This window comes from Cellulophaga sp., assembly GCF_039943695.1.
Classification (GTDB): Bacteria; Bacteroidota; Bacteroidia; order Flavobacteriales; family Flavobacteriaceae; genus Cellulophaga.
Window position 1 is genome coordinate 1 of sequence record NZ_JBDVAA010000083.1, and the last position, 7,484, is coordinate 7,484.

The 7,484-nt window shown below is 34.5% G+C and carries 6 protein-coding genes; 4 read left to right on the forward strand and 2 right to left on the reverse strand.

Features of this window, described 5'->3' with window-relative positions; genetic code table 11:
• Positions 1–111 precede the first annotated feature (111 nt).
• The 4 genes from ABJD66_RS05760 to ABJD66_RS05775 all read left to right on the forward strand — a co-directional run bounded on the left by ABJD66_RS05760 (position 112) and on the right by ABJD66_RS05775 (position 3,722).
• Positions 112–1,830, forward strand: coding sequence for a GMC family oxidoreductase (locus tag ABJD66_RS05760; RefSeq protein WP_348129225.1), 1,719 nt, complete (start codon positions 112–114; stop codon positions 1,828–1,830).
• A complete protein-coding gene (locus tag ABJD66_RS05765) occupies positions 1,830–2,477 on the forward strand; it encodes a gluconate 2-dehydrogenase subunit 3 family protein (RefSeq protein ID WP_348129228.1) in 648 nt (215 codons plus the stop codon). Before ABJD66_RS05760 ends, ABJD66_RS05765 begins: the two co-directional genes overlap by 1 nt.
• Before the next feature lie 16 nt (positions 2,478–2,493).
• Positions 2,494–3,411, forward strand: a complete 918-nt coding sequence (locus tag ABJD66_RS05770; protein ID WP_303540194.1) for a TIM barrel protein — start codon at positions 2,494–2,496, stop codon at positions 3,409–3,411.
• Between the two features lie 185 nt (positions 3,412–3,596).
• The gene (locus ABJD66_RS05775; RefSeq protein WP_348129231.1) at positions 3,597–3,722 is read left to right on the forward strand and encodes a hypothetical protein; all 126 of its coding nucleotides are present in this window, start codon (positions 3,597–3,599) and stop codon (positions 3,720–3,722) included.
• Positions 3,723–3,932: 210 nt separating this feature from the next.
• On the opposite strand, the gene ABJD66_RS05780 is transcribed toward ABJD66_RS05775, so the two are convergent.
• Positions 3,933–6,419: a ribonucleoside-diphosphate reductase subunit alpha gene (locus tag ABJD66_RS05780; RefSeq protein WP_348129234.1), complete on the reverse strand. Its 2,487-nt coding sequence runs from the start codon at positions 6,417–6,419 to the stop codon at positions 3,933–3,935.
• A 116-nt stretch (positions 6,420–6,535) separates the two neighbouring features.
• A partial coding sequence (locus ABJD66_RS05785) for a ribonucleotide-diphosphate reductase subunit beta (protein ID WP_348129237.1) occupies positions 6,536–7,484 on the reverse strand: 949 nt, incomplete at its 5' end.

Sequence of the window (7,484 nt, forward strand, 5' to 3'; positions counted from 1 at the left end):
GAATTTACATCAACTATAACGTTATAGTACGTTACCCTCAATATTTACAGGGTTTAAATGTAGAAAATTTATTTTATATTTGAGAAAATTATCAAATAAACAACGCAAAGAATGGGCAAATTTTATTATAACGAAGAACAAGAGTCTTATGATGCTATTGTTGTAGGAACTGGTATAAGTGGAGGATGGGCTGCTAAAGAATTATGTGAAGCTGGTTTAAAGACTTTAATATTAGAAAGGGGTAGAATGGTAACACATAGAGATGATTACACTACTGCTTTTAAAGAATCTTGGGATTTGCCAAACAACGGAGCTATTTCTCCTGAAGAAAAAGCAAAGCAGTTAAAGCAGTCTAGAACAGGTTACACTACAAATGCAGATACTAAGCATTGGTTTGTTAATGATTTAAAACACCCTTATAATGAAACAAAACGTTTTGATTGGATGCGTGGTTACCACGTTGGTGGTAGATCTATAATGTGGGGTAGGCATAGTTACCGTTGGAGTGATATAGATTTTGAAGCAAATAAGAATGATGGTCATGGTGTAGATTGGCCTGTTCGTTATAAAGATATTGCCCCGTGGTATGATAAGGTAGAAACATTTATTGGTGTTTCTGGAGAAAGTTTAGGATTGCCTCAGTTACCAGATAGCAAGTTTGAGCCAATGATGCCACTTAATTGTGTAGAAGAAAAATTAAAAGAAAGCGTAGCCGAAAATTTTGACGGTCGTGTTGTTACCGCTGGTAGAGTTGCCCACATTACCAGTGATAAAAAATTTGCAGGAGACGGAAGATCTAAATGTCAGTATCGTAACCGTTGTAGTAGAGGATGTCCTTTTGGAGCTTACTTTAGTAGTAACTCATCTACTTTGCCAACTGCAGAGGCTACCGGTAACTTAACACTTAGACCAGACTCTATAGTTTACGAGGTTATTTATGATGAAAAAACAAAAAAAGCGACAGGAGTTAAAGTTATAGATAGATTAACAAAAGAAAAAATTGAGTTTAAAGCTAAAGTAATTTTCTTATGTGCTTCTGCTATAGCATCTACATCTATATTAATGCAGTCTAAATCTGATACTTTTCCTAATGGTATGGGGAACGAATCAGATCAATTAGGAAGAAACATTATGGATCATCACTTAGGTTGTGGAGCTAATGGTAAGTTTGATGGTTTTGAAGATAAATACTATAAAGGAAGAAAAGCTAATGGTGTGTATATTCCAAGGTTTAGGAATTTAGGAGGTGATACAGATCGTAAAGAATTTTTAAGAGGTTATGGTTACCAGGGTGGTGCAACTAGAGGTAATTGGCAAGAAGTTATTGCGGAAACCGCTTACGGTAAAGATTTAAAAGACGCTGTTTTAAAGCCAGGAGGTTGGACAATGGGTATTATGGGCTTTGGTGAAGTTTTACCTTACGAGGATAATAGATTTACCTTAGATTATAATAAATTGGATGATTGGGGATTACCAACTGTTACTTTTGATGCTGAGTTTAAAGAGAACGAGCTTAAAATGCGAGAAGATATAAAAGAGCAAGCTGCTGCTATGTTAAAATCTGCAGGATTAAGAGATGTTAATGTGTATGATAATATAGGTGCTCTAGGCTTAGGTATTCACGAGATGGGTACTGCTCGTATGGGGCATGATCCAAAAACATCGGTATTAAATAAGTATAACCAAGTACATGCTGTGCCAAATGTGTATGTTACAGATGGTTCTTTTATGACCTCTGCTTCATGTGTTAACCCATCATTAACATATATGGCTTTTACAGCAAGAGCGGCTAACCACGCTGCAGAACAACTTAAAAAAGGATTATTATAATGAATAGAAGATTAGCACTTAAGAACTTAGGTTTGTCATTAGGCTATGTTGTAGCTACGCCAACCTTAATTAGTATTGTACAAAGCTGTAAAAATGATAAAGGTGTTGCTTTTACTCCAGAATTCTTTTCAGTAGAAGAAGGTGGTGTTGTAGTAACTCTTATGGATATTATACTGCCAAAAACAGATTCTCCTTCAGCTTCAGAGGCAGGTGTGCATATGTTTGTAGATCAGTATATTAATATATCTAATACAAAGGAGGAAAAAGCGTTATTTAAAGCAAAAATGGCTAATTTTTTAAGCTTAGCTAAAAGTAATGCAGGTAAAGATGCTATTACAGATGTTACGGCAGAAGAGTTAGAGAAAACTTTAGCTGGTTGTTTAAAGCTGTCCGAAACACAAATAGAGGCTCAGGATAAGGCTATGCAAAATTACAATAAGGCTATCGCTAACGGAGAGGTTGCGGAGTTAGATCTTAATTCTGGAGCTATTGCTTTTGCGCACGAGCTAAGAGGTTGGACTATTCATGGCTTTAAAGTTACTGAGGAGATTGCTAAGAACTTTTTAGCTTTTGATCCTATTCCGGGTAAATATATTCCTTGTGGAACTGTTGATGAGTTTACAGGCGGAAAAGCTTGGGCTCTATAATTAGAAAATAGTAAGAATGAAAAGAAGAAGTTTTATACAAAAATCGGCATTAACTACAGGTGCAATATCGCTAAGTGGTGCTTATGGGTATGCTTCTTTAAAAAATACAGAGGCAAAGCATAAATTTAATTTAAACTATGCACCTCATTTTGGAATGTTTTCTAATCACGCCAAAAGCTTAGAGGATCAGTTGCGTTTTATGGCAGATGAGGGTTTTACGGCTTTAGAGGATAATACTATGCTTAGTAGAGATGTAGCTACACAAAAAAAGTTAGCTAAAACTATGCAGCGCTTAAATATAGATATGGGTGTTTTTGTGGCTCATGAAATTTCTTGGAAGAAACCAAGTTTGGCATCAGGAGATTTAGCTCTTAGAAATAAGTTTTTATCTGAGATTAAGAGCTCTGTAGAGGTTGCTAAGCGCGTTAATGCTAAGTGGGTTACAGTTGTTCCTGGGCACGTAGATTTAAGGTTGTCTATGGGTTACCAAACTGCACACGTAGTTGAGTCTTTAAAGCAAGCGTCTGCTATTTTAGAGCCTCACGGGATAATTATGGTATTGGAACCTTTAAATTTTAGAGATCATCCAGGATTGTTTTTGTCAGAGTCGCCACAGGCGTATGAAATATGTAAGGCTGTAGATTCGCCATCTTGTAAAATTTTATTTGATATTTATCATCAACAAATACAAGAGGGTAACTTAATTCCTAATATGGAGGCAAGTTGGGATGAGATTGCTTATATACAAATTGGTGATAACCCAGGAAGAAAAGAGCCTACTACAGGTGAAATAAACTATAAGAATGTTTTTAAGTTTATTTATGATAAAAAATATACTGGTATTTTGGGTATGGAACATGGTAACTCTAAACCAAATAAAATTGGTGAGCGTGCAGTTATAGATGCTTATAAAGAAGTAGATTTGTTTTTGTAAATCAGTATTAAATGATAAGTAAATAAAAGCTATGCCTAATTGGTGTAGCTTTTTTATTGCTTTTTTCTTTGTCAAAAAATGTGTGTAAAAGTTAAATTATGCTAAAACGTATCGATTAAGTGCTCTTTTATTTGGTTGTATGTAAACTTTTCGTATTTTCATAACGTAAAAATAATATAAGGACAATGGGTAGTTTACTTTTTCCTTATAAAATACATACTACTATGGAGAATTATTTTATTTTATTAATTGTGTATACATCTGCATTAGTGTATTCTACAATTATTAGACCTAGATTAAGAAAAGAATAGCATTAGCTATACGCTTAGCTTTTGTGTTTAGATATTAAAGCATCATTAAATCTACTATTTTAGTAGTATTTAATGATGCTTTTTATTTTGTAAATACGTATTTATTTGACGCTAAAAAACCTCAATCTATGCCGTTTTAAGGGGAAGGACATAGTTGAGGTTAGTTTTTTCTCGCCCATAACGAGAGGTGTTCATAAAGCGTTTATATTGTTATGAGCCGCACATTAAACAATCGTCATCTGCTTGGCCAGCTTTAGCTTGTTCTATAAGAGCTTTCATTTCTGCAGCACTCATTGGTTCTACATCTGTATCTGCAGGTGTAGGGTTTACTTTTAATTCAGTAGGAGCCACTTTAGGTGCAGCTACAGGAGCGGCAACAGCTGCTAGTTCTGGTTTAGCTACTTCTTTAGCAGGAGTTTCTTTTTTCTTGCTATTGTCTACTGTAAATTTAATAGCATCTGCAGCAGCTTTAGTTCTTAAGTAATACATACCTGTTTTAAGTCCGCTCTTCCATGCGTAAAAGTGCATAGATGTTAACTTAGAGTAGTTTGCGTTTTCCATAAACAAGTTTAGAGACTGACTTTGGTCAATAAAATATCCACGGTGTCTAGACATGTCTATAATGTCTTTCATACTTAATTCCCAAACTGTTTTGTATAGCTCTTTTATGTCTTGCGGAATAATATCTATATGTTGTATAGATCCGTTAGCACGCATAAGCTCTTGTTTAAGACTTTCGTTCCAAAGGCCTAATTGTACTAAATCTTCTAGTAAGTGTTTGTTAACAACAATAAACTCGCCAGACAATACTCTACGAGTGTAAATGTTAGATGTATATGGCTCAAAACACTCATTGTTTCCTAAAATCTGAGATGTAGAAGCTGTTGGCATTGGAGCAACTAAAAGAGAGTTTCTAACTCCGTTTTTCATAACGCTTTTACGTAATTTTTCCCAGTCCCAACGGCCAGATAATTCATCATCTTTAATACCCCATAAGTTATGTTGAAAATCTCCTTGAGAAATTGGAGAACCTTCGTAACTAGAATATGTGCCTTCTTCTTTAGCTAACTCCATAGATGCAGTAACTGCAGCAAAGTAAAGTGTTTCAAAAATTTCTTGATTTAACTTTTTAGCTTCATCACTTGTAAAAGGCATGCGCATCATAATAAATGCATCTGCTAAACCTTGTACACCTAAACCAATTGGTCTGTGGCGCATGTTAGAGTTTTCTGCTTCTACTACTGGGTAGTAGTTACGGTCTATTACTGTGTTTAAGTTTTTAGTTACGCGTTTAGTTACACGGAAAAGTTCTTTATGGTCAAACTCTCCATTTTTAACAAACATTGGTAATGCAATAGAAGCAAGGTTACACACAGCAACTTCATCAGGAGCAGTGTACTCCATAATTTCTGTACATAAGTTAGAAGAACGTATTGTTCCTAAGTTCTTCTGGTTGCTCTTGCGGTTTGCGGCATCTTTATAAAGCATATAAGGAGTACCAGTCTCTATTTGAGACTCTAATATTTTTTCCCAAAGTTCACGAGCTTTAATAGTTTTTCTTCCTTTACCTTGTGCTTCAAAAGCTAGGTAGGCTTCTTCAAACTCTTTGTCGTGTTTTTTATATAAATCAGGGCATTCATTAGGGCACATAAGTGTCCAGTCTGCATTGGCCTCTACTCTTTGCATAAACAAATCTGGAATCCACATTGCATAAAAAAGATCACGTGCACGCATTTCTTCTTTACCGTGGTTCTTTTTAAGGTCTAGAAATTCAAAAATATCTGCATGCCATGGCTCAACATAAACAGCAAAACTACCTTTACGTTTTCCTCCTCCTTGATCTACATAGCGTGCTGTGTCATTATATACACGTAGCATTGGAACAACACCGTTAGATGTGCCGTTTGTACCTGCAATATAAGATCCTGTAGCTCTAACATTGTGTATAGATAAGCCAATACCACCAGCAGACTGAGAAATTTTTGCAGTTTGCTTTAATGTATCGTAAATACCATCTATACTATCATCTTGCATAGCTAATAAAAAGCATGAAGACATTTGAGGTTTAGGAGTACCAGAATTAAATAGAGTAGGTGTAGCGTGTGTAAAATATTTTTTAGACATAAGTTCATACGTCTCTATTGCAGCATCTAAATCGTTTAAATGTATACCAATAGAAACACGCATTAACATATGTTGTGGGCGTTCTGCTATTTTACCGTTAAGTTTTAATAGGTAAGAACGTTCTAAAGTTTTAAATCCAAAATAATCGTAGCCAAAATCTCGGTTGTATATAATTGTAGAATCTAATTTTTCTGAGTTGTCTTGTATCACTTTAAAGACTTCATCAGATAAAAGAGGAGCTTCTTTACCTGTTCTAGGGTTTACATATTCATATAAATCTTTCATTACTTCAGAGAAAGATTTTTTAGTGTTTTTATGTAAGTTAGATACAGATATACGTGCAGCTAATTTTGCATAATCTGGATGCGTTGTTGTCATTGTAGCTGCAATTTCTGCCGCTAAATTATCTAATTCTGATGTGGTAACACCATCATATAAACCTTCAATTACTCGCATAGCAACCTTAAGGGGGTCTACCAATGCGTTTAAGCCATAACAAAGCTTACGAACTCTTGCCGTAATCTTGTCAAACATTATTAATTCTTTTCTACCGTCTCTTTTTACTACATACATGCTACAATTGTTTTTAGTGATACGTTGGTTAGGTCAAGTCTTGGGGGACTCAACAAATTGGTTATTTATAATGCTTTTTTTAGAAATAAATTCTAAAAAATATTGGGTTCTAATTTTTAAAAATCTGCGTCGAAACTAATTTTCTGAGAATCTTCATCACCGTTGTTATTGGCAACACCAGATTTTTGGTATTCAGCTACTCTTTTTTCAAAGAAATTTGTTTTCCCTTGTAGAGAAATCATATCCATAAAGTCAAATGGATTAGTAGAGTTGTATACTTTGTCACAGTTTAATTCTACTAGTAAACGGTCTGTTACAAACTCTAAATACTGTGTCATTAATTTAGAATTCATACCAATTAAACTTGCTGGTAAAGATTCTGTAATAAACTCTCTTTCTATATCTAACGCATCTACAAGTATTTCTGTAATACGCGCTTTAGGTACCTTGTTTATTAAGTGATGGTTGTGTAGGTGAACTGCATAGTCACAGTGCATACCTTCATCTCTAGAAATTAATTCGTTAGAGAATGTAAGTCCTGGCATTAATCCTCTTTTCTTAAGCCAAAAAATAGAACAGAAAGATCCTGAAAAGAAAATTCCTTCTACTGCAGCAAAAGCAATTAAACGCTCGGCAAAACTAGGAGATTCTATCCATTTTAAAGCCCAATCTGCTTTTTTTCTAATAGCAGGAAAGTTTTCTAAAGCATGAAATAAAACATCTTTTTCTTTTTCATCCTTAACATAGGTGTCTATTAATAAAGAATATGTTTCAGAGTGTATGTTTTCCATCATAATTTGGAAACCATAAAAGAATTTTGCTTCTGCATATTGTACTTCGCTAACAAAGTTCTCTGCTAGGTTTTCATTTACAATACCATCAGAAGCGGCAAAAAATGCTAATATATGTTTTATAAAATAACGTTCGTCGTCATTTAATTTATTCTTCCAATCATCTAGATCTGCATGCAAATCTATTTCTTCAGCTGTCCAGAAACTTGCTTCGCATTTCTTGTACCAATCCCATAAGTCGTTATGCTTAATAGGAAAAATAACAAATCTGTCT